This is a genomic window from Clostridium sp. CTA-5 (assembly GCF_054768135.1).
The window spans coordinates 301,078-325,458 of the sequence record NZ_BAAAAT010000001.1; the positions used below are offsets into that span (position 1 = coordinate 301,078).

At 25.0% G+C, this 24,381-nt stretch carries 16 protein-coding genes; 12 read left to right on the forward strand and 4 right to left on the reverse strand.

Features of this window, described 5'->3' with window-relative positions:
- Positions 1–26 precede the first annotated feature (26 nt).
- Positions 27–950, reverse strand: coding sequence for an AEC family transporter (locus ACYUET_RS01315; RefSeq protein ID WP_460277308.1), 924 nt, complete (start codon positions 948–950; stop codon positions 27–29).
- A gap of 441 nt (positions 951–1,391) precedes the next feature.
- Here ACYUET_RS01315 and ACYUET_RS01320 point away from each other — a divergent pair, with 441 nt between their 5' ends.
- Positions 1,392–2,423, forward strand: coding sequence for a helix-turn-helix domain-containing protein (locus tag ACYUET_RS01320; RefSeq protein WP_460277310.1), 1,032 nt, complete (start codon positions 1,392–1,394; stop codon positions 2,421–2,423).
- A gap of 168 nt (positions 2,424–2,591) precedes the next feature.
- On the opposite strand, the gene ACYUET_RS01325 is transcribed toward ACYUET_RS01320, so the two are convergent.
- Together ACYUET_RS01325 and ACYUET_RS01330 are read right to left on the reverse strand one after the other, a co-directional pair.
- Positions 2,592–3,092 (reverse strand): nitroreductase family protein, encoded by a 501-nt coding sequence (locus ACYUET_RS01325; protein WP_460277311.1) that lies wholly within the window; start codon positions 3,090–3,092, stop codon positions 2,592–2,594.
- A gap of 572 nt (positions 3,093–3,664) precedes the next feature.
- Positions 3,665–4,141: a GGDEF domain-containing protein gene (locus ACYUET_RS01330; protein WP_460278227.1), complete on the reverse strand. Its 477-nt coding sequence runs from the start codon at positions 4,139–4,141 to the stop codon at positions 3,665–3,667.
- A gap of 1,240 nt (positions 4,142–5,381) precedes the next feature.
- On the opposite strand from ACYUET_RS01330, the gene ACYUET_RS01335 reads away from it, so the two are divergent.
- Positions 5,382–6,299, forward strand: a complete 918-nt coding sequence (locus tag ACYUET_RS01335) for a S66 peptidase family protein (protein ID WP_460277313.1) — start codon at positions 5,382–5,384, stop codon at positions 6,297–6,299.
- A 459-nt stretch (positions 6,300–6,758) separates the two neighbouring features.
- Complete coding sequence (locus ACYUET_RS01340; RefSeq protein WP_460277315.1) at positions 6,759–7,997, forward strand: GGDEF domain-containing protein; 1,239 nt, start codon at positions 6,759–6,761, stop codon at positions 7,995–7,997.
- A 241-nt stretch (positions 7,998–8,238) separates the two neighbouring features.
- Here ACYUET_RS01340 and ACYUET_RS01345 read toward each other — a convergent pair whose 3' ends face one another.
- Positions 8,239–9,477 carry an MFS transporter gene (locus ACYUET_RS01345; protein ID WP_460277317.1) on the reverse strand — a complete coding sequence of 413 codons (1,239 nt, stop codon included), beginning with the start codon at positions 9,475–9,477 and terminating at the stop codon, positions 8,239–8,241.
- A 158-nt stretch (positions 9,478–9,635) separates the two neighbouring features.
- Here ACYUET_RS01345 and ACYUET_RS01350 point away from each other — a divergent pair, with 158 nt between their 5' ends.
- From ACYUET_RS01350 to murJ, 9 genes are all read left to right on the forward strand, one after another.
- Entirely contained in the window at positions 9,636–9,782 is a 147-nt protein-coding gene (locus ACYUET_RS01350) for a hypothetical protein (RefSeq protein WP_460277318.1), read from the forward strand.
- A gap of 348 nt (positions 9,783–10,130) precedes the next feature.
- On the forward strand, positions 10,131–11,744 hold the full coding sequence (gene zapA, locus ACYUET_RS01355) for a cell division protein ZapA (protein WP_460277320.1): 1,614 nt from the start codon (positions 10,131–10,133) through the stop codon (positions 11,742–11,744).
- A 417-nt stretch (positions 11,745–12,161) separates the two neighbouring features.
- Positions 12,162–14,507: a DUF3656 domain-containing U32 family peptidase gene (locus ACYUET_RS01360; RefSeq protein ID WP_460277321.1), complete on the forward strand. Its 2,346-nt coding sequence runs from the start codon at positions 12,162–12,164 to the stop codon at positions 14,505–14,507.
- A 16-nt stretch (positions 14,508–14,523) separates the two neighbouring features.
- Positions 14,524–16,881 carry an endonuclease MutS2 gene (locus ACYUET_RS01365; RefSeq protein WP_460277323.1) on the forward strand — a complete coding sequence of 786 codons (2,358 nt, stop codon included), beginning with the start codon at positions 14,524–14,526 and terminating at the stop codon, positions 16,879–16,881.
- 59 nt (positions 16,882–16,940) lie between these two features.
- Positions 16,941–17,669, forward strand: coding sequence for a 2-thiouracil desulfurase family protein (locus ACYUET_RS01370; RefSeq protein WP_460277325.1), 729 nt, complete (start codon positions 16,941–16,943; stop codon positions 17,667–17,669).
- A 563-nt stretch (positions 17,670–18,232) separates the two neighbouring features.
- Positions 18,233–19,960 (forward strand): phospho-sugar mutase, encoded by a 1,728-nt coding sequence (locus ACYUET_RS01375; protein ID WP_460277327.1) that lies wholly within the window; start codon positions 18,233–18,235, stop codon positions 19,958–19,960.
- A gap of 634 nt (positions 19,961–20,594) precedes the next feature.
- On the forward strand, positions 20,595–21,683 hold the full coding sequence (locus tag ACYUET_RS01380; protein WP_460277328.1) for a tetratricopeptide repeat protein: 1,089 nt from the start codon (positions 20,595–20,597) through the stop codon (positions 21,681–21,683).
- 449 nt (positions 21,684–22,132) lie between these two features.
- Positions 22,133–22,843 carry a WecB/TagA/CpsF family glycosyltransferase gene (locus tag ACYUET_RS01385; RefSeq protein WP_460277330.1) on the forward strand — a complete coding sequence of 237 codons (711 nt, stop codon included), beginning with the start codon at positions 22,133–22,135 and terminating at the stop codon, positions 22,841–22,843.
- Positions 22,844–22,851: 8 nt separating this feature from the next.
- Positions 22,852–24,381: a murein biosynthesis integral membrane protein MurJ gene (gene murJ, locus ACYUET_RS01390; protein WP_460277332.1), complete on the forward strand. Its 1,530-nt coding sequence runs from the start codon at positions 22,852–22,854 to the stop codon at positions 24,379–24,381.

Sequence of the window (24,381 nt, forward strand, 5' to 3'; positions counted from 1 at the left end):
AAGAATATTTGAATTTAACTAATATATTATATATGATATAGCCAAACCATAATTGGCATTGTTATAATACATATAATAGTTGTAACTATATTTATAACACTAGCATATTCTCCATTCTTCTCATATATTTGAGCCATTTGTGTAACTGTTGATGCAGATGGTGTGATTGTTGCAAGCAGACTTATAAGCAAAATCATCTTCCCATTTGATAATAAATTTGCCATTTGGCTATATTTAAGTATAAGAAGAATTATAACAGGACACACTATCATCTTAAGAAAAGTAACTATGTAAATTCTATTATAAGCAAATATTTGTTTAAAATTCATATTTCCAATCAACATTCCCACAACAATCATGCAAATAGGACCAATCATAACACTTACTGATTCCATGGTTTTCGTTATAATATCAGGAAGTTGTAATCTTGTAATAAACAATAAAATTCCAAAGAAAATGGTAATCATATTAATATTTAAAAGAATTTTTTTAAAATCTACTTTTTGTTCTTCACAAAGCAACATTTTTCCATGAGTCCACAAAAGAATTAACTGCACAGATATAAAAGCACTAGAGTAAATAACCCATTCCTTTCCCAGTATAGACGTCACTATTGGAATGATCAGATTTCCAGCATTTGAATATATTATAGATGCCTTTTCAACTGCATCTAAGTGAAATATTTTTTCAAGTATTTTTACTAAAATCAATAATACAATATGAATTAGCACTGCTGCTATAAAAGCAAGAATCAATCCGTTACGTATGCTTTCTGTATATTTAACCTGAAAGGCATTGATAATCACGCAAGGCATTACTAAATAAAGAGCAACTATTGAAAGACTTTTGCTATCTTCTGCTTTCAATAAATGTGTTTTCACTAATACGAATCCCATAAGCATAACTAAAAAAAGTTGAGCTATCTGTTTCATTAATAATAAGCTAATCAAAATTTCACCTCCATAATTTTAAGAGAAAAGCTATACTGTAAATACAGCCATTCACAATAAATTCTAATTTTATCCTAAGAAAAGCCTGTCCATAAACTGCAACAATTGAAATTAATTATACCATTATGTTACATTAAATTGAAATTAAGGCTATGTTTTAAGCGAATGTTGATATTTGTAGTATAAACAGAACTCTTATGATCAGATAAAGCTTGTCTTTGGCTGGTGGTTAGAAGCCGTTATCTATAAGCGTTTAGCTGTTATAAAATTACAGATACTAGCTATTTTGGATAAAGCTCATGGACAGAAATTAACCAATAGTTAATTTTAATTATTAAAATATGAAGATACTTCAATTGTTTAAATTATATAGCTTTGATATCATTTAGTTAATCAAGCACTAAGTTATTAAATTTACAAACAAATGGAGGAGTTAGATTTATGAAAATAGGAGAGGTTATTAGAACGTATAGAAAAAAGGGAAATCTTACTCAAGAGCAAGTTGCTAATTATTTAAATATAAGTACACCAGCAGTAAATAAGTGGGAAAAAGGAATATCATATCCAGATGTAACTATTTTAGCACCGCTTGCACGTATTCTAAAAATTGATGTTAATACTTTATTAGCATTTAATGATGAATTAACAGATGCAGAAGTAAAAAATCTTACAAAAGAGGTAGGTGAAATGGCATCAAAAGAAGGATTCCAAAAGGCTTTTGAAAACGCCAGTGATTTAATTAAACAATATCCAAGTTGTGATGAGTTGATATATTGGATATCAATAGTATTAAGAATACATTTATTGGGGCCTCAAATTGAGGAAAAAGATAAATATGAAAGAAAAATCATTGCTTGGCTTGAACTTGTAGCGGCAAGCAATAAAGAAAAGACAGCTTCTATGGCAAAATTAGAATTATCAGCAATGTATAGGGCCGAAAAAGAGTATAAAAAAGCTCAAGAAGTATTAGATAAAATTCCAGAAGTAGAGGTGGATAAAAAAATTCAACAGGCATTATTATTTGAAAGTAGTGGGAAAATTGATGAAGCTTATGGAATTTATGAAGAAAATTTAAGGAAAAATGCTCATAAAACATTTACTGATTTATCTTTAATAATAAATATGTTATACAAAGAAAAGAAATTTATTGAAGCAGAAAAATACATAGAGCGTGCTAAAAAGGTTGCTGAAGTATTTGATCTTGGAGCATACCATAAATATCAATTAGATTTATCTTTAGCAAGAGAAAAACAGGATAAAGAAAAAGCTATAGAAATGATTATAAATATGGTAAATGAAGCAAGTAGCATGAATGATTCCCTGAAGTCAAGATTATATACACATATGAAATTTAATAATAATCATAGTATAAGCAAAGATGAATATAAAAAACTTGTAAAAATGTCAATTAAAAAAGATGAAACTCTTGATTTTGTAAAAGATGATCCTAGGATAAAATTTCTGTTAGAATAATATTAAATTTAGTAAAAGCTGAGTTTATCTTTTTTCAATGAATAAAAATATATTTAATATTACTGGAAATTTTGATTTCCAGTAATATTTTTATACTTTCAGTAAATGTTAAAATTATATTTTATATCATATAAATTAAAAACTTTTCTAGATTTTCAATCATTATCTTTACCATCTATCATAATGCACTCTTGATTTATTAAATCTATCTACTGCTTCCCTTTGCTCATCTGGATAACCAACAGGTATTATTGATAAAGGGATTATATTATCTGGTAAATTTAAAAATTCTTTAATTGGATCAACTCTATCTGCTATTGGATAAACTCCTAGCCATACAGCACCTAACCCCTTATCTTCAGCAGCTAATAATATATTTTCTGTAGCAGCTGAGCAATCTTGTACCCAAAAGCCTTTAAATTTTTCTTTTGATTCATCTCCACAAACTACAATTGCTACATCTGCATTTAATAGCATTCTTGAATATGGATGTACCTCAGTTATTTTTCTCATAATTTCTTTATCTCTTAAAACTATGAATTCCCAGGGTTGTTCATTTCCTGCAGAAGGTGCTGCCATACCTGCTTTTAATAGTTCTTCAATAATCTCATCATTTACATGTATATCTTTATACTTTCTTATACTTTTTCTATTTAATATTGCATCCATTTTTAAATCCCCTCCTAATAGATTATGTTTTAAAATATCTCTATCTAAAACATATAAATTTTGTTATTTATGGTATTATTGTACAAAACAAATTTATAGATAACAAGTACTCACTATTTTATTTTTGTTTAAAATTATAGATTTTATCCTAACTTCTATAATATTTAGAGAAGTTTAATAATTTATTTTGAATCTCTAGGAGTTTGTATATAAGATAAAAATACTGTACTTTCAATAAACCTTATCATTTTATATTAAATGATAAGGTTTATTTGTGTTTTAATATATCATTTTAATAAAAAACATGATTATATTAGTTAAAATGACTATGTTTATGATAGGATGATGTGAAAGAGTAGAAATGCAACAGGGACATTTTACTAAGAATGAAATAAGAACTATATGATAGATTTAGAAGAAGTTACTATAAATAGAGTATTTGAAAAAGCTGGTTCCTGTACAATACATAAACCAGCTTTTAGCTTCCTAGTCTTTTTTTAAATGTCCTTGACATAGGAATCATTTTATAAAGATTTTATCACATAAGAATGATGTTTTAAAAACAATATAACCTAAGTGAAGGAGTTATTTTCATACATTTTAATTTGAAGATAATTAAAAAATTCATCAAATGTATGAAAGTCATTATTATATAAAGCATATGAAAATTTAAATTTTATTTTATAAGGTTTATTAGATCTTTTATTATAAAGATAAATAACTTTATTCATATTGAAAATTAACATATCTAATTCATATTTATCTACAGAGTGCACTAATACCAAAAATTCATTTCCATCTGTACGTATTATAATACCTTTTTTCAAAAATGATTTTTTTAATAAACGTGCAGTATTTCTGAGCATTTCATCACCAATGGCATGTCCTAATCTATTATTTACAGTTAATAAATTGGTTAAATTTATTTTGATAGCAGCTAAATTTTGATTACATTCTTTGCTTTTATTTAACTTATTTATATATGTGTAAAAGAAAGTTTTGTTAAAAGTATCCGTTAAAGAATCTTTTTCTGCTAAATCTGATTGCATAAACAAATAAGACAATGCTAGAAATATACTTACAAAGGTCCATAATATTAAATAGTTTGGAAAATTTATTTGTAGTATAGCAAGAAACATAAGTATTATAATAAAACTTTTTAAAAATATTAGTAATTCAATAGGTAATATTTTATCTTTATTTATTACTATATATAGGAATGTATAAAGAAAGTAAATACTACTAAGTATAAATGGACTTAAGAAAAACTTCCCTTGTATATATAAATAACTGATAGTATCTATATAAAAAAGTATATTAAATTTAAAATTTATTAAACAAATTATAAAGTTAATAAGTATAGGTATAAAGAACAATTTAGTTAATATAACTGGACATTTATAATCTTTATCAATCCAAAACATAATGAACTTATATAATAGATATGAAACTACTGGATATAAAGAAAAACTAAATGTATTAATTAATTTATGTATAAAAAACAATTTAATAGGATAATAGTCTAAAAATACATTAAAAATTTCACAAAGTAATATAAATGAAGTTAATATTAGTAAAGTAAAATATATCCTTCCAATGTTTTCAATTCTGTTTAATTTATTACGCGAATACATTATAAGAATTATAAGTATAAAAAAAGAAATTAAATTAACTTGTATATGTAAAAGTAGATTCATACTTTGAAGCTCCTTTCATTATGCTTAAATCTATATGGTATAATTATATCACATATACAAAAATATCAAAATAATAATTAATTTGAATAAAACGTTAAAATTTACAATAAATTTGTAGAAACATATTGAATCACTATATAAAACTTTGAAAATTATAGTGATTTTTATTTATACTAAAATACAAACCTAAAAGTTTAGAAAATTTTTAAAAACATATATGGTCTAATTAAGTTAATACAGTTACAACCTTTTATATAATTTTTATAAAAAATTATATATTTAATTAACAATATATAGTTAATTAAATATATAATAAATTTTCTATATAAGTTCATCACTATAGTGGTGAAATATTTTTTAATTTATATTAATGAATAAACTTTATTAAAACTTATATATGTTGCAAATTTAAATGTTCAACAAAAAAACTATATAGTTCTTTAATTTATTTAATAATTCTTATTGCAATATATATATAGTTTAAGTATTAAAATAGTACTAATTTAAATACAGTATATATTAAGTGAAATTTTATTTAGATTTAAAGAGTTAGTTTTAAGTAAGTTATTTTTAATTTAGAAAGGAGAAAAATATGATAAAGCCTAAACCGTTAAAACCAGGGGATAAGATAGCATTAATAGCCCCATCAAGTCCAACATCTGAAGAAATAGTAAAATTATCAGTTAAATCTATGGAAAACTTAGGTTTGAAAGTTGTAGTTGGTGAAAGTTGTAAGTCACATTATGGATATTTATCTGGAAGTGATAAAATTAGGGCAAGAGATATAAACTACATGTTTGCAGATAAATCAATATCAGGTATTTTTGCAATAAGGGGTGGATATGGATCTGTAAGACTTTTAGATAAGCTTGACTATAAAATGATTAAAAAGAATCCTAAAATATTTTCAGGATATAGCGATGTTACTGCCATTCATAATGTATTAAATCAAAAATGTGATTTTATAACATTTCATGCACCTATGCCAGCAACTGAAATTTGTAAGGGTTTAGATGAGTATACTTTGGAGTATTTTAAAAACAATATGTTTAAATCAGAACCATTGGGGACTTTAAAAAATATTGAAACATTAAAAATGAAAACTTTATATACAGGAAAAGCAAGTGGAAGGTTAACAGGAGGAAACCTTTCATTAATTTGTTCTACTATTGGAACAGAATATGAGATAGATACTAAAGGAAAAATATTGTTTTTAGAGGATGTAGACGAATATTTATATAAAATTGATAGAATGCTCTTACAATTAAAACAATCTAATAAATTTAAAGAAGCAAATGGGATTATTTTAGGCTCATGGAATGATTGTGTAGCACCAAAGGGTAAGGAAAGTTTAACACTAAAAGAAATTTTTGAAGAATTAATATTACCAGAAAATAAACCAATTATTTATGATATATGTTGTGGTCATTGTTTGCCAACAATGACACTTCCGCTTGGTGCAAAAGTCAATATGGATGCAAATAGACAGGAAATTAGAGTGCTAGAATAAAAATATATAAATTATATACTTTATGAATATCAATAAGATACTTAATAAAGTGTCTCTAGATAAAAAATATTTATATAAATAAAAAGGATATCCCAAAGAAGTATGTATTTGAGATATTCTTTTTATTATTTCTTGGGAAATTATAGAAAAATTAAGACGTAAAATACTAATTAAATTCAAGGGTATATCATTGAAATAAACAGTTAACTATCTATTAAATCAGATAAATTATTAAAATAAAGATATAGACTATAATAATTTACCAAAAAAGATATATTTTTATAGATTTATATAAAAATATAATATAAAATGTTATAATAAAATTAATAAATTAAATATTGATTATATTAAAGAAATTTTATTTTCAAAACCATAATCAAATACTATATTTTATAAAAATGTATAGAATATAAAAATAATTATTGATTAATTTATATGAATAAAGGACAGATAATAAAAATGGATTTAAAAACAATTTTTATAATTAAAGTATTAGCATTTATAAGTATATTTATATATAATATTAAATCATTTAAATATTCGGAAACAATCATAAAAAGTAAAAATAAAGGAATATTAATTTACATAATAGTATCAATTTTAAATTTGTTTTTATTAAATGGTATATTAAAATTTAATATACCAATTGCAATTATTAATATATGTTGTATTATAACGTTTTTTATTGAATTTATAATTTTATTTAATAGTAAGTTATTAGAAAAATTTTTTGGGAGTGGCAATTTTATTTTACATATTATGTTATTAAGGCTTATTGTATTATGTGCATTTTCTATTTGGTTTAAATGTAGTATGTATGAAATTATAAATAATGAATTTTTGTATTATAATTCAATCTTTATTACTATGATACTCTGTATGATCTTTTTAAGCATATTTAAGAGACTTATAGATTCAGAAAAAATAGAACTTATTGTTAAGCATCGGGAACAATTGAAATATTTAAGCATTGCTGTTGCTATAATGAATATATATTTAATAATAATTAGTATTCTATATGAATTTAATACATATAAGATATTAAGTCCACTATTTTTTTTAGCAACATCTTTAATGATATTTTTAGCATTTTATACTGTTTTTAATCATGGAATTAAAATGAGTTTGATGATTGAATATAAACAAAAATCTACATATTTAGAAAATGAACTTGTGAAAAATAAAGAAAATCAAGAGAAACTTAAATCAGTTATATTCATTGATGAATTAACAGGTATATATAATAGAAGATATGCTATTACTAATTTAAATAAACTTATATTGAAAAAACAAGAATTTTGTGTATGCTTTATAGATATAGATGGATTAAAATATGTAAATGATATATTTGGTCATAATGAAGGTGATGAATATATAAAGTTTGTTGTTGAGAATATTTCTACTGAATTATCTGATAATGATAAATTTTGTAGAGTTGGTGGAGATGAGTTTTTAATTTTAAGTCCATATTGTAGTAATATGTTAGCAGAAAAAAAAGCACATAGAATTTTTGAAAAAATTAATAGAGAAACTAATAAAACTAATAAAGATTATAAAATGTCTATAAGTTATGGTATAGTGCATATAAAAGCAGGGGAAAGCTATGATATAGATAATATTTTAGAATTAGCCGATAAAAATATGTACAAGTTTAAAAAAGCAAGAAAAAAAATCAGACAAAGTATTGAGCAAAGTTAACTATATAAGTTTCAATAAAGTTTGTTTATTAATATAAATATTAGAATATTTATAAATAACATAACTTTTCAGCATAGTGACGAACTTATATAGAAAATTTATGATATATATTTTTCTGATTAGATAGTGTTAATTGAAGATATAACTATTATATAAAAGATCATAAATGTATTAATTTAATTAGAACATATATATAAATATATTTTTAAGTCTCAGATAAGGTTTTAATCTTATTTGAGACTTAAAAATTTTTACAATTAATTTTATTTGTATAGTTTAAAAAATACATAAGAACAGCACTAATACAAGTAGTTATTCCAACGATTAACCAAGCATTACTTAATCCTATAATATTAATAAGTTTTCCCATAATACTTGGTCCTAATGCATAGCCAGTTCCATAAATTAAAGGAAGTAAAGAGTTTATCCTTCCTCTATGAGATGAAGGCGTAAGATTATTTATAAAAGTACCAGAATTTGTAGCAATAGCTACTTCTCCTATAGTCATAATAATTACAATTATAAAAAATGAAGGAACCTTAGATATAAATGAACAACAACCAAATGATATGGCATATAAAAGTCCACCAGTTGCAATTATAGATAATATATCATATTTTCGGGTTAACACTGTAATTAATGGTGTAAAAATTATTACTATAATTCCATTACAACTTCCTAAAAATCCAAAATATTGAGCTCCGTTATCACCAAAAAGAGTTTCTAATTGTATAGGAATAGCAAATCCCCATTGAGAATAAGCAAATTGAAATATTACCATTAATAAAGAATAATATATTAATATTGGTCTTTTTAAAATAAATTCAAATACCGATCCGTGTTCAGTTTTCTCTAAAGTATTATTATCTTTGTTATTAGATACGTTATAGGTTTCTTTAATAAAATATCCAATTAAGATAACTGATATAAGAGTAGTGAATGCATCTCCTATAAATAGTATTTTAAGATGATTTTTAAAAAGCAATCCACCAACTAAAGGTCCAATAGCAAATCCTAAATTTAAGCCCATATAAATCAATGAAAAGGAAGCTTTTCTATTTTCTTTAGTTGTTATATCTCCAACAATTGAATCATAAGCGGGATGAGCTATAGAATATAAGCAAGATGCACACATGATAAATCTTGCTAAAGTATGTGACGGATTTAAGAAACCGCAAATAATAAAACAAAAAGCACCAAGACTTTGAAAGATTAAAAGCACCTTTTTCCTACCTATAGTATCAACTAATTTACCACCCAGTAGTATGCAAGGCGCTTGAAAAATAGCTGTGAATGTTACAAAAAAACCAGCCTCCTCTATAGGAAAACCTATTTTTTGAGTTAGGATTAAAGAAAGCAGAGGATATACAAAAGCACCTATGCAATTTATCATTTTACCTATAAAAAGTATATATATTTCTATAGGCAGTTCAGTATATGTATTTAATATAAGTTTTATCTTATTGTTAATCAACTTCATAAGGTCCTCCCTATTAAGTATATTATTTGATAATATACTAAAAAATGTAATAATTCAATATTAAAAATATAATTTTTATACTAATAAAATTTTAATATTTGAGCAAACTTATAGTATTATAGGTAATTTTAATTAATTTTTGAAAGGAGAAAAATAATATGAATAACTTAGGAAATGAAATAAAAGAGAAAGCTAAAAAAATGGGATATGAAATAAAAGAAACAATTAAAGGAATAAAGATTAAGATGAAAGAAGAAGGAGAAATAATAAAGGAACATGCTAATAACATAAGAAATTCATTATAATTAATGAAAAGTAAGTATAAAGAAATTATAAAGAAATTATAATATTTTAAATTATAAATAAAGTTCTTAGTATAGAGTGAAAATTAATTTCCTTTTATGCTAAGAACTTATTATTTTTCTATTTATTATTGTGTGTGTAAAATAATCAAATTTATAGTAATAAAAAGATTTTAATTATCGATTTAACACAATAAATCTATTTATTTATATATAAAAATACATACAATAGTATAATACGTAAGAAAAAAGTAAATATTTTTATATAATTAGTGTATACCTATGGAATTGTCTTATGCCTCAATATAGAATATAATTAAATAATGATAAAGAATTTTAAGAGGTGTTATAATGATTAAGGTAACAGTTAATATAAATGGGATGGATTATAATTTAAAAGGAGATAAAAATGAGCAATACTTAATTGATTTAGCAGAGTTTGTAGATGGTAAAGTTAAAGAGATAATGGCTAAAAATTCTAGATTAAGTATAAGTGCTGCTACTGTTTTAGCAGCTGTAAATATAGCAGATGAATTGTATGAATGTGATTTAAATCTGCGTAATTCTGTAAATAAGAAAAAAACTTTAGAAAATGATAATTCCGAATTAATTAAAAAAGTAGATAAGCTTAATCTAGATCTTCAACAATGCTTATTAGAGAAATCTAAAATTCAAGAAGATTTAATAAATAAAGAGCAATCTTTAAAAGAAAAATATGCAGGAATAGAAGAGTCATTTAATAATTTAAAAGAGGAATTAAATAAAGTTAAGCAAGAAAATGAGATGCTTACTAGTGAAAATAAAAAATTAGATGAGAATTTAAAAGAAATAAAAAATTCAAATGATACTTTAGATAAAGATCTTATGGATGTTAAAGATAAAAATAAAGTTCTTTATAAAAAGATAGAGGAGCATATAAATATTGAATTGAACTTAAAAGGCCAATTAGAGAAATCAAAAGAAGATGTTAAAAATGTAGAGAAAAAAGTTGTTAATTTAAATAATGCAAATGAAGAATTAGATAAAAAATTTAAAGAGTTAAATACAAAAACTATAGAGACAAGCTCAGAATTGGAAAAGGTTACAAACATAAAAAGAGCGTTAGAAGAAGAAAATCTAAAATTAAAAGGAAATACAGATTCTTTAAAAGAACACACCTTAGTTTTACAAAAAAATATAGATGATTTAAAATTATCTTTGTCTGATGAAAGAACTAAAAAAGAATTACTTCGAGATGAATATAAAAAATGTCAAGAAGAATTAGAACAAATAAATAATTATTATTATGAAACTGATAATGAACTTCAAGAATGTAAACAAAAGATTAAAGAATTTACTGTAACAAATAATGATTTAAATAAAAAAATAGAGATTGAAAATAATAAGAAGCAATCTCTAGAAAAAGAAATACAAAAATTAAATAATGAAATATTTAAAATAAAAGACGATAATGGTAAGTTAAGTAAAGAAAATTTACAATTAACTAATGAAATTAAATCTATAAAAGATAATAATATAAAACTTATAAATAAAGATAGTGAGAATAAACAAACAATTAACATAAAACATAAGGAAATTGAAGAGCTAAGAGGTAATTTACAAAATAAAAATAAGTCATTAACAGAAATAAAAAATGTTTTAGAATTTAAAGAAAAATCATTTGTAAAGTTAAAAGAAGACTTAGAAATTAAAGAAAATTCTTTAAAAGATTTAAGTGATAAATTAAATGATAAAGATAAAATGCTAATTGAATTAAACAATAAGATAGATGATTTAACAAAACAAAGAACTACTCTTATTGGAAGAAGCAAAGATATAAATGATAAGCTTAGAACGTCAAAATATAAAGTTATGGAATTACAAAATAAGTTGTTAAATGTAGAAATAGAAGTGGCAAGTTTAAAGAAAGAAGAGTTTATGAAAAATAAACCACAATTAGCACCACTTGCAAAGAAAAAGAGATAATAAGAGCAATTTTGGTAATAACTATTAAAGGAAATTAAAAAACTGCTATTTTTTAATAGCAGTTTTTCCATGAGTGAAAGGCTATATTTGAGGAAAATGTTGATATTGCAGTATAAACAAAGTTCTTAGTCTCAGTAAAACTTGCTTTGAACTGATAGTTAGAAATTGTTATCCAGGAGCGTACAACTGTTATGGAATTACAGATGCTAGCTATCGGATAAAGTTCATGGACAGAGCTGAAATAGGAAACTTGACTCATATACATTCATCCAGTAAGTTCGAGGGGCAAAATATAAAATTGCACTCTGTGAAAGTTCGAAGAACCAAATATAAAATTTGGATTCTCATTTTTTTACTCTCACTTATAAAAAATAAAAGAAAAACTTAATAATCAGAATAATACCTAGGAGGAATCTAATGAAAAAAATAGAATTATTAGCACCAGCGGGAAGCAAAGAAAGTTTAATTGCTGCTATAAATAGAGGGGCAGATGCTATATATCTTGGAGGAAATAAATTTTCAGCAAGAGCATATGCTTCAAATTTTGATAATGAAATGATGATGAAGGCGATAGACTATGCTCATAGTTATGGTGTTAAAATATATGTTACTATTAATACATTGTTAAAAGAAAATGAAATTAGAGAGGCTTTAAAATATGTTGGTTATCTTTATGAAATTGGAGTAGATGCTTTAATTATTCAGGATGTTGGACTTATAAATTTAATAAGAAGTGTATATCCGGATTTTGAACTTCATGCTTCTACTCAAATGACAGTACATAATGGTGAAGGAGCATTATACTTCACTGAAAAAGGGCTATCAAGAATAGTATTATCAAGAGAACTTTCTTTAAATGAAATTAAATATATATCAAAAGACTTAGGAATAGAGACAGAAATATTTGTTCATGGTGCACTTTGTGTATGTTATTCTGGACAATGTTTAATGAGTTCTATGATTGGTGGAAGAAGTGGGAATAGAGGCAGATGCGCTCAACCGTGTAGAATGCAGTATACTTTAACAGGAGAAAAAAGTGGCTCAAAGAAGGCTTATTTATTAAGTCCAAAAGACATGTGTTTAATTGATGATATTCAAGGTTTAGTAGAGAGTGGAACCTCTTCTTTAAAAGTTGAAGGAAGAATGAAAAGAGCTGAATATGTTTCAGGAGTTGTAAACATATATAGAAAAGCTATTGATAAAGTAGTAGATAAGAAGAAGTTTGATTTAAATAAGGGAAGAAATGATTTATTTCAACTTTTTAATAGAGAAGGTTTTTCTAAGGCATATCTTTATAAGAATGTAGGAAAAGATATGATGAGTTATAATTTTCCTAAAAATACTGGAATCCTAATAGGAAAAGCTTTAGATAAAGGTGAAGTATTATTAGATGGAAATGTAGCTATTGGAGACGGTATAAGATATGGAGAAGATGGATTTGTGTTAAGTAAAATATTACTTAATGGAAAAGAAGTAAAGGAAGCATTTAAAGGTGATAAAGTTAAATTAATTCCTAATGGCTATAAAAAAGGGAACAGCATATACAAAATGTCTGATAAAAAAATGTATGATGAGTTAAAAGAACATATAAAGCTATATAAAAGAAAACTTTCACTTATAGGGGAGGTGGAATTTAAGGTTGGATTCCCTATACTTCTTAAAACAAAGTTTAATGGAAAAGAATATGAAGTTTTAGGTGAAAATGTTGAGAAGGCTACTAATTCACCATTAAGTATAGATAGGGTAGAAGAAGCCTTAAAGAAATCAGGAGAAATTCCTTATAAATTTGATAAAATATTATTTAATACGTTTGAAGATGGATTTATTAGAATATCTTCTTTAAATAATTTAAGAAGAGAATTATTCGAAAAGATTCTAAAAGAAGAAATATCTTCATTTAGACGAAAGAGAATTCAAGGACCTAAAGAAGATAAAAACTTAAAGTCAGGAGAATGTTTAGGAAATATATATAGCTGTATTACTAAAGAACAGTTAAAAGCGTTAATAGAAGATGATAATGTTAAAAATATAGCGTTAGATATTTCTTATGGAAAACATAAAGATGCTTTAAGTGTAGAAGACTTTAAAAGTATAAAAGATAAGAATGTATATTTTATGACTCCTAACATAATAAAAGAAGAGTTTAATAATGTAGTTAAACAGATAGAAGAAGTTAGACCATATATAAAAGGAATAATAACCTCAAATGTAGGAATAATCAAGTTGTATAGGGATAAATTATTCTTAATAGGAGATTATAAATTAAACATATTTAACAAAGAGGCATTAGATTTTTATCGTGAAGATATAGAGATGTTAACTTTAAGTTTAGAATTAAATAGAAAAGAAATAAAAGAACTTATGAAAAATGTTAATTTTAATGCTGCAGTTGGTGTATATGGAAAAACTGAACTAATGGTAAGTGAATACTGTCCTATAGGAAGTACATTTGGAAATAAATCAAGTAAAAAACAATGTAATGGTGCTTGTATGAAAGATACGTTTACTCTAGTAGATAGAAAGAATGAAGAGTTTAAAGTATTAGGAGATAACAGTTGTAGAAGTCATATTCTAAATTCATTACCATTAAATTTAATTGAAGAAATTGATGAATTAAAAGACTTTGGTATTTCAACATTTAGAATTGATTTTAAAGATGAAAATTATAATGAAGTAAAAATAATTTTAGATGAAGTTAAAAATAATAAAAAAAGTGATAATAGAACTTATACTAAGGGTCATTATAGACGAGGTGTAGAATAGAGGAGAGAATTAGTAAATGAATGAAAGATCTTTAAGAGTTTTAGAATTTGATAAAATTAAGGAAAAACTTAAAAAATATGCACATAGTAGTGCAGCAAAGAAAAAAATAGATGAATTAGAACCTTTTGATAATGTATATGAAATAAATAATAATTTAAATGAATCTAATGAGGCATTAGAAGTTTTAATGAAAAAAGGAACACCACCTTTAGAAGGATTATTTGATGTTAAGGAATCTCTTCAAAGAGCTAGAAAAGGTGGAACGTTGACCCCAGAACAATTATTAAAAGTTGGTGGAATGCTTAGAGCAACTAGAAAAATGAAAGAGTTTTTTAAAAGAGAAGAACAAGAAGAAGCTTATGAAAGGTTAGAAGATTTAGCTTATATTTTAGCACCAGTTACTGATTTAGAAAACGAAATAGAAAAAGCTATAGTTTCAGAAGAGGAAATAAGTGATAAGGCTAGTACGACATTATACAATATAAGAAGAAGTCTTAAAGAAAAAAATTCTTCAGTTAGAGAAAAAATAACCTCAATTGTTAAAAGTAATTCAAAGTACTTACAAGACTCATTATATACTATGAGAGGGGATAGATATGTAATTCCCGTAAAAGCTGAATACAAGAGTGCGGTACCTGGTCTTGTTCACGATCAAAGTTCAACTGGTGCAACATTTTTCATAGAACCTATGAGTTTAGTAAATTTAAATAATGAAATAAAAGAACTTATGTTAAAAGAAAAAGCAGAGATAGATAGAATTCTTACTGCATTATCATTAAAAGTTAAAGATCATTCAGATGAATGTGAAAGTAATTTTAAAGTACTTACTCAGTTTGATTTTATATTTGCAAAAGGTAAGTATGCTTGTGCGTTAAATGCAATAAAACCAAATGTAAGAGAGGATGGTATATTTAATATTATACTAGGAAGACATCCTTTAATTGTGGCAGATAAAGTTATTCCTTCAGATATATATTTAGGAGAAGAATTCAATACATTAATGATAACAGGACCAAATACAGGAGGAAAAACTGTTACATTAAAGACAGTTGGGTTATTACATATAATGGCATTAAGTGGACTTTTAATACCTGCAAAAGATAATTCATCAATAAGCTTTTTTAAAGAAGTATTTGCAGATATAGGTGATGAACAAAGTATAGAGCAAAGTCTTTCAACATTTTCATCACATTTAACCAATATTGTTAGAATTATGGAAAATGCAGATGATAAATCTTTAATTTTATTTGATGAATTAGGAGCAGGAACTGATCCGGCAGAAGGTGCAGCACTTGCTGTATCTATTTTAGAAACTTTAAGAAATAGAGGAGCAAAACTTATAGCTACAACTCACTATAGTGAGCTTAAAGCATATGCTTTAAAGACTCAAGGTGTTGAAAATGCTTCAGTAGAATTTGACATAAATACATTAAAACCTACATATAGGTTATTAATAGGTGTACCAGGAAAATCTAATGCATTTGAAATTTCTAGAAGATTAGGTTTAAATGATGAGGTAATTAAATCTGCTAAGGAATATATGTCTAATGAAAATTTACAGTTTGAAGACTTAATTAGAGAACTTCAAGAGAAAAGTATAATAGCTAAAAAAGAAGCTAGAGATGCAAAACTTATTAGAAGTGAAGCTGAAGAATTAAAAAGAAGTTATGAGCAAAAACTTGCAAAACTTGATCAAACTAGAGATAAAGTGTACATGGAAGCTAGAAGTGAAGCAAAAGAAATAGTTGCAAATGCGAAAGATGAAGCAGACGAAATATTAAAAGCAATGAGAGAACTTGAGAAGTTAGGTATATCAACTGGTGGAAGACAAAGATTAGAAGAAGAACGTAAAAAGTTAAAAGATAGTTTAGAAGAAAGAGAAAAGAAATTACATAGAATAAAAGAAGATAATGGAGAGTTAATAGAAAAAGTTACATTAGGAATGGAAGCATTTTTACCTTCATTAAATCAAACAGTTGTGATTATTTCTATGCCAGATTCAAAAGGAGACGTACAAGTTGAAGCTGGAATTATGAAAATTTCAGTAAAACTTAAAGATTTAAGAAAAACTAAACAAACAAAAGCAGAAAAAGTTAAAAAGAAGAGGGAAGTAAAACTAAATCTTAGTAATGTTGAATCTAGAATAGATTTAAGAGGATTAGATGCAGAAGAAGCATGTTACAGAGTCGATAAGTATTTAGACGATGCTTATATGTCTAATCTTGGAGAGGTTACAATAGTTCATGGAAAAGGAACAGGAATACTTAGAAAAGCTATAAATGATATGTTAAAAAGACATCCACATGTTAAAAATTATAGATTAGGTGGTTATGGAGAAGGTGGAGATGGAGCAACAATAGCAGAACTTAAATAACAAAGTTCTTAGTATATTAAAACAAAATTATTTTCATATCCCAAAGCAGAGGTGAGTGTATGTATATAATTAGTGCTTGTTTATGTGGAGTTAACTGTAAATATAATGGAAAAAATAATTTTAATGAAAGTTGTGCCAAACTGTTTAGAGAGGGTAAAGCTATATTAGTATGTCCTGAACAGTTAGGTGGACTTTGTACTCCAAGAACTCCTACTGAACTACAAAATTTATCAAGTGATATATTGAATGGAAAGGGAAAGGCTATTACAAGTGATGGAATTGATGTAACAAATCAATTTATAAAAGGTGCTTATGAAACTTTAAAAATGGCTAAAGATATAGGGGCAACACAAGCTATATTAAAAGAAAATAGTCCATCCTGTGGAGTAAATAATGTTTATGATGGAACTTTTCAAGGAAAGAAAATTAAAGGAATGGGAATAACAGCATATTTATTAGAAAAAGAAGGAATAGAAGTATTTTCTGAAGAAGATTTAGAACCTAATAGAGATAAGCTTGTATATTTAGATGAATATAGCAAAAGTAGAGCACATAAAAGAAAAGTTCTTAAATTTAAAAACGAGAGTGAAGAGGAATTTGGAACATTAAATTTAACTGATAATTTAGGAGAATTTTCAGATTTACCAGAAAAAGTTCAAGATAATGTTAAAAAACTTATGGTTTCGCTAGCAGAAGATTTAATGGGATTTACAGATATTGATGAAATAGCAGAAGCAACAGGTCTTAGTATAGAAGAAGTTGTGGAAATAAAAAACGATAATAAATAGCAATATGTTTAAAGAGAAAATTTTATAAAATTTTCTTAAGTTGATAAAAGTTTAATATGATATTTAAAATATAGTTAAATAATAAAAACCATTTGTTTAAAAAATATTTTTTACAAATGGTTTTTATTTATAGAGTTTTTAAAGTATGCACATATTTATCAGCTTTATCCTATAGTTAGTATTGTAATTTCATAACAGATAATAACTATAGGATAATGACGTCTAAGCATCAGGCAAAGACAAGCTTTATCTGCTACTAAGAATTCTGTGTATACTAAAATATCAATACTCATTTAAATCACGATAAGTAATTTTAATAGTAAACAATATATAGAAAACTTAAAGAAAAAATATGATTTGTTTGACATATTTTTTTTTATATGTTAAAAGAATATATGTGATAAAGAATTTGACAAATTAATATCTAGTTTTAAGAAAAAATATGGGATTATTTTCAAATTTTTTCTATGAAATCGTATAAAATATTAAATAAGGTATTTTTTATTACTTATAAGTATTGTATAATAATATAGATATTGAGTGAAAAAATGGGAGGAATTTAAATGAATTACAAAGAGAAGTACAACTCATGGCTTAATTCAGACAGCATTAATGAGCAAACAAAAAACGAATTAAAAAGTATATCTGATGAAAAGGAAATAGAAGATAGATTTTATAAAGATTTAGATTTTGGTACTGGTGGCTTAAGAGGCGTAATAGGCGCTGGAAGCAATAGAATGAATATATATAGTGTTTCAAAAGCTACTCAAGGTTTTGCAAATTATTTAAATGAAAACTTTAAAAAACCTTCAGTTGCAATTGCATATGATTCAAGAAATATGTCTAAAGAATTTGCTACAGCGGCAGCGCTTACTCTATGTGCAAATAATATAAAAGTATTTTTATATGAAAGTTTAAGACCAACTCCAGTATTATCTTTTGCAACAAGAGAATTAAATTGTAGTGGAGGTATTGTAGTAACTGCTTCACATAATCCAAAGCAATATAATGGTTATAAAGTATACGATGAGTTTGGTGGACAAGTGACAGATGAGAAAGCAAAGAAAATAATTTCTTGTGTTAATTCAATTGAAGATTTTGCACAAATTAAAAATATTGGTGAAAAAGAAGCATTAGAAAGTGGATTATTACAATATATAGGAGAAGATATAGATAAGATATATATTGATAGAGTTAAAGGATTAACTATAAGAAAAGAATTAGTTGATAGTAAAGCTGATACTTTAAAAGTTATATATACTCCAATCCATGGTTCAGGAAATGTTCCTGTAAGAAGGGTATTAAAAGAATTAGGATATAGTAATGTAGAAGTTGTTAAGGAACAAGAGGCTCCAAATGGTAATTTCCCAACAGCATCTTATCCAAATCCAGAAAACCCAGATGTATTTGAATTAGCTTTAAAAATGGCTAAGACTTCAAATCCAGATATAATATTTGGTACAGATCCAGACTGTGACAGAATCGGTGTAGTTGTTAAGGATAGCAAGGGAGAATATAAAGTATTAACAGGAAATCAAACAGGATTATTATTAACACATTATATATTAAGTTCTTTAAAGGAAACTAATAAATTGCCAGAAAATGGTGCTATAATAAAAACAATTGTAACTACAGAAGGGGCTAGAAGTATTGCAGAAGACTTTAATATAAAACTTTTAGATGTGTTAACTGGATTCAAATATATAGGTGAAAAGATTAGAGAGTTTAAAGAATCAGGAGAAAATACTTATTTATTCGGATTTGAAGAAAGTTATGGATATCTTGCAGGAGATTTTGTACGTGACAAAGATGCTGTAATAGCTTCAATGTTAATATGTGAAATGTGCTTATATTATAAAGAACAAGGAAAGAGCTTATATGATGCTTTAATTGAGTTATATGAAAAATACGGATATTTTAGAGAAGCTCTTGTATCTTTAGAATTAGCAGGTAAAGAAGGTCAAGAAAAAATAGCAGCATGTCTAGAAGCTATGAGAAATTCTGATATAGAACAAATTGGTAATGTAAAAGTAGTTACTAAGTTAGATTATAAATTAAGCGTTGAACAAAATATGTTAGATAAAACTCAAACTGAAATTAAATTACCTAAATCAAATGTATTAAAATTTATGCTTGAAGATGATTCATATTTTGTAGTAAGACCATCAGGTACTGAACCAAAGATGAAAGTTTATTTAGCAATAAAGGGTAGTAGTTTAGATGGTGCAATAAAAGAAATAGCAGAGTTTAAAGAAAAAGTAATGAATTTAATAAATGATAAATTAAATTAATGATAAATTAATGAATTTAATTTATTTAAGAAAAGCTGTTTTAAATGATTAATTAATCATTTAAAACAGTTTTTTATTCTTTAGGAAATTATATTTTTAAAAATCTGTGGATAAATTAAATTATATTATTGCTTAAAGATTAAGAAATAAAACCTAAAGAATAAAAAAATCATATGCCGCACCATTATTCCTGCACTACGTTTGAAAAGGGTGCATGGCTAAAAAAAATCGACGCTCCACAGTCGCTTAGCGTTTTTTTAATGTCGAGGAAAATATAGAATTATTGAAGAGTGAAAAGCTGATAAAATCTAATGTAAATGAGATATTTTGAATGGACAATGGACGATTGACAATTTAGGATGAAATCCTTGTGTGCTTTCTAAAATATATATTTTTCAGAAAGCCGAAGACTTTCAACCATAATTATTCATTGTCAACTGTCAATTTTCAATTGAAATGTGGCGCAGCCACTTTTGTTAGTTAGCTAATATGTTTTTATGTATTGACAATATAAAATTATATGTTTTTAATATATAGTGGTATAATAATTTTTTAAGATAAACTATCCTTAATTATGAATTAAGGATATAATTACAAGATGTTAATAAGTTAATTAGGTGGTGCAATAATAACTATGGATTATAAAACAATGTTTAAAGACAAATTAAGTAAAATTTTATTTTTAGAAATGGATAAAGAGGGATTTAAGAATACTTTAAAAATTCCCGAATATGTTACATTCAATAATGATGATTTATATATGCCAATAAGTTCTGAGTATATTACTTCAAATGTTAATGATGAAATAAAGATGAAGAATTTACCGATATATTACTTTATTGAAGGAATGTTTATAGCATTTGGATGTGATGAAAAGTTAAGATACAATGAAGATTATGGAGTGGTATTAACATATATCCCTAATGCTGAAGAATGTGTTAAGAGTCTTATTGCAAATAGAGTAAAAGAAGAAAGATTAGAAGATGCTTATGTATTGTTAAGAGGATTATATAGATATAATAGAGAAGAAGATGTGTTTAAAAATCTTTTATTAACAGGAGAAGCTATAAGAGAAAAAGATTCTAGTTTTAATGAGATTTTATTAGAAGATATTGAAGAAGGAAAAATTAAGTTTAATAAAATGCCAGAACCTTATCTTTATAATGCATTAATTTTAAGAGATAAGGGAGACTATATAAATGCAAAAGATGAAATAGAGAGCTATTTAAATAAGGGTGGAATAAAAAGCAATGAAATATCACAAATAATAAATGATATTAATAATATAGGTCAATATGAAAAAGCGATTGAACTATTAAATGAAGAGCCAGAAAAGGCAATAGAAATGTTATTACCATTAAGTGAACAGTTTGAAAAAAATCCACTTATTTATTATTATATTGCTATTGGATATAGAAATTTAGAAAACTATGAAAAGGCAATATATTATTTAAATGAAAGTTTAAGTCTTGAATCAGGAATACTTGAAGTAGTTAATGAACTTGGAATAAATTATGCTTGTATGAAAAACTACGAAGAAGCAATAAAATATTTTAAGAAGGCATTTGAAGCATCTAGAGATGTTGTGATTTGTACTAATATTGTAATGTGTTATATGAACTTAGGAAATAATGAAGAAGCAAAATTACATTTAGAAATTGCTAAAAAATTAAATCCAGATGATGACATTGTAAAAGAATTAGAAAAAACTTTACAAGTGTAATTAAAAGCACTATCAAATAGTTACGTTTATAATTTTTATGCTTTATTTTTAAACATGTTTATATTGCAGTATAAATAAAGTTATTAATCTGAGAAGGAACTTGTCTTTAATAGAGGACTAAAAATTGATAACTAGTATCTATTGTGAATTTATAGATACTAGTTATCAGATAAAGCTCATAGACATGATTGAAGTCCAATTCCAGTTTGATTTCATACTCAATATTAACATTAGTTTAAATATAGTAATAATAAAAATTATTAATATATGCATTGATAGTGTTTTTTTACATATTGATATAGAAATATTTGAATATAAAGGAAGCTATTATATGATATAATAGTTGAATGAAAGATAATAATAACCAATACTGAAAGGAGAAGTTATTAAAATGCAGGGTTTAGAGAATTATTAAGTTTACTAAACTATGATTTTAAGTAGCAGACATTATGTTTACAGAAATACTTAACTTTAAAATTTTTAATAAAAGCAGAGATGAATTACTAAAATACATAAAAAATTATGAAAAGGTTAATATTATATCAGGTAATCCAGAAGTATTGTTTAATGGATTAAATGATAAATTACTTAATAAAAGTTTTAAAAAAGAAAATAGTATTATAATACCAGATGGTGTTGGAACGGTAATAGCATCAAAAATACTAAAAAAGCCTGTTGAAGAGAAAATAGCAGGAATAGATGTTATGAAAGAAATTTTAAAAATAGCAAATTTAGAGAAAAAATCAATATACCTTTTAGGTGCAAAAGAAGAAGTTTTACAAAAGTGTTCAGAGAATATACAAAAAGAATTTCCAAACTTAGTTTTGGATGGTTTACATAATGGTTTTTTTGATTTAAACAATTGTGAAGAGATATTAAATGATATAAGAAATAAGAATCCATGGGCTATTTTTATAGCGATGGGATGTCCTAGACAAGAGTACTTTATTGAAAATAATATGGATGTATTACCATGCAAGATCTTTATGGGTGTTGGAGGAAGTTTTGATATTTTTTCAGGAATATCTAAAAGAGCACCTAAATGGATGATAAATTTAGGATTAGAATGGCTATATAGAGTAGCTAAAGAACCTTGGAGAATTAGAAGATTAACTTCAATTCCAAAGTTCCTAATAACAGTACTAAAGTATAAAAAATAGGTGATAAAATGAGGCAGACTAATTTACTAAAATCAACTTTTATAATAATGTTAGTATCATGTATAAGTAGAGTTATAGGATTTGTTAGAGATATGCTTATTGCAAGTAACTTTGGGGCTGGTATGTATACTGATGCTTATAATGTGGCAGTAACTATTCCAGAAACAATATTTATGCTAGTAGGACTTGCTATATCCACATCTTTTCTTCCAGTGCTTAGTAGAATAAGAGCAGAGAAAAATGAAGATGAAATGTATATTTTTGCCAATAATGTTATTAATATATTATTTATTATTTCAGTAGTAATTTTTATAATAACAAGTATTTTTTCAAAAGAGATAGTAGGCTTATTAGGAAAAGGGTTTGATTATAATACTACATTAATAGCAATTAGATTAACTAGAATTACTCTAATAAATCTTTTGTTTATGTCTGTTAATGCATGTTTTACAGCATTACTTCAAGTAAATGAAGATTTTGTTATACCTTCAATTTTAGGATTGTTTTTTAATTTGCCGATGATTTTATATTTACTATTTTTCAAAAATTATGATATTATGGGATTGACTATAGCAAATGTTATAGGAAACTTTTTGAGAGTAGTAATTCAAGTACCTTCCTTAGTTTCTCATAGATATAAATATAAACTTTTTATCAATTTTAAAGATAAAGAATTAAAGGTTATCTTAATATTAATAATTCCAGTAATTATTGCAGCAGGAGCTAATTCTTTGAATGTTGTAGTAGATAAAGCTATTGCTTCATCTTTACCTGAAGGATCAATTTCTGCATTAGGATATGCAGAAAAGTTGATATTTTTTATAAATAGTATAATTACAACATCTATTTCAAGTGTTGCTTATCCAATGTTAGCAAATGCAAGAAATGATGGTAAGCATAAGGAATTTATAAAAATATTAAAACAATCAATAATATATTTAGCACTTCTTTTAATTCCGATTACAGTTGGTATTATAGTGTTTAGAAAAGATATTGTTAGTATCATATATGAGCGAGGAGAATTTACAGAATATGCAGTAAGTTTAACAACATTAGCTTTATTTGGGTATTCATTTGGAATATTTTTTACAGGAATGAGAGATATTTTAAATTCTACTTTGTTTTCTATGGGAAAAACTAAGATTACCACTTTAAATGGTGTTATAGGAGTAACTATAAATGTAATACTTAGTATTACATTATCAAGATACATAGGTATTATTGGAATTTCATTAGCTTCAGCTATAGCTATGATAATAACATCAATATTATTATTTAGTAGTATTGTTAAAATAGAAAATAACTTTAAACTTAACGACATAATAAAGAAAATAGTTATTATTGTTTTTAATTCAATTTTAATGGGAACAGTAATTATTATTTTTGTTAATTTTATAGAGGCGAGGATATCAAAAATATTAGTTTTATTTTTTGGTACTATAATCGGCATTATAGTATATATTATATTATGTTATGTATTTAAAATTAAAGAAATTACAGAAGTGAAAAATTTAATTTTAAGAAAGGTTAAAAAATAG